General features: G+C 67.0%; 1 protein-coding gene. It reads right to left on the bottom strand.

The genetic code is table 11. The features are described from left to right. Positions 1-33: 33 nt before the first annotated feature. Positions 34-1,226 (bottom strand): IS3 family transposase gene (locus WFI00_RS17715; protein ID WP_336642390.1). Its coding sequence is split into 2 segments (ribosomal slippage): positions 34-939 and positions 942-1,226, totalling 1,191 coding nucleotides; the frame shifts between segments, so codons are not numbered across the junction. Positions 1,227-1,295 lie beyond the last annotated feature (69 nt).

Below are 1,295 nucleotides of genomic sequence, written 5' to 3' on the forward strand. Positions count from 1 at the left end.
GGGACTGCTGCACGGATAGGTGACAGGTTGTAGTCACGCCGCCAGTGCGACGGTCGTGTTCATGATGGTCTCGAACTCGATGGGCGTCAAACGGCCCAGGCGGGCCTGCCGTCGTCGGCGGTGGTAGGTGCGCTCGATCCAGGTCACGATCGCGATGCGCAGCTGCTCGCGGGTGGTCCAGGAGCGGCGGTCGAGGACGTTTTTCTGGAGGAGCGCGAAGAAGCTCTCCATGGCGGCGTTGTCTCCGCTCGACCCGACTCTTCCCATGCTCCCGACCATGCGGTGTCGGCTGAGGGCGCGGAGCATCTTCCGGCTGCGGAATTGAGATCCCCTGTCCGAATGCACGACGCAGCCGGCGACGTCGCCGCGCATCAGGGCGGCGTTCTCGAGCGCCTGAACAGCGAGGCGGGACTTCATCCTCGAGTCGATCGAGTACCCCACGATCCGGCCGGAGTAGACGTCCTTGATCGCGCAGAGGTAGAGCTTGCCCTCGGCGGTCTTGTGCTCGGTGATATCCGTCAACCAGAGCTGGTTCGGGGCGTCGGCGGTGAACACGTGCCGGGTCCGGCCGTGCTCGTCGATGACGGCGCAGCGGTCGTCGTGGACGGGCGGGCCGGGCCGGCGGGCCTTGCTCCGCTTGGGCTTGCCGAACGCGCTGAACCAGCCGTTGCTGGAGGCGATCCGCCACGCGGTCCGGTCCGCCATCGCCTCCCCGTTGCCACGGGCCTCGTCGGCGAGGAGCCGATGGCCGAACTCGGGGTCGTCGCGGTGCGCGTCGAACAGCGCGTTCGCGCGATACGCCTCGACCACCTCACTTGGGGTGATGGGGTTCGTCAGCCACCGGTAGTAGGGCTGGCGGGAGAGCTTGAGCACCCGACACGTCACCGTCACAGGGATCCCTGCGTCGGCGAGCTCGCTCACGAGCGGGTAGAGCCTTTTCCCGGCAGGTTCGCCTGCGACAGATACGCCGCCGCGCGGCGGAGGACCTCGTTCTCCTGCTCGAGCAGCCGGTTCCGCTTCTTCAGCTCACGGACCTCCGCCGCCTCGGTCCGCGACTGGCCGGGCTTCGAACCTTCATCGATGTCAGCGCGACGCATCCACTTCTGCAGCGTCATCGGGTGAACACCGAAGTCTTTCGCGATCTGCTCGATCGTCACTCCGGGCTCACGGTTCCGCGCGACGCGCACAACGTCGTCACGGAACTCGGACGGGTAGGGCTTGGGCACAGCAACATCCTTCCAGGCCCACCCCACGGGCAAGCCAGATCAGATGTCACCTACTCGTGCAGCAGTCCC

This window comes from Microbacterium sp. MMO-56 (assembly GCF_037146215.1).
GTDB lineage: Bacteria > Actinomycetota > Actinomycetes > Actinomycetales > Microbacteriaceae > Microbacterium.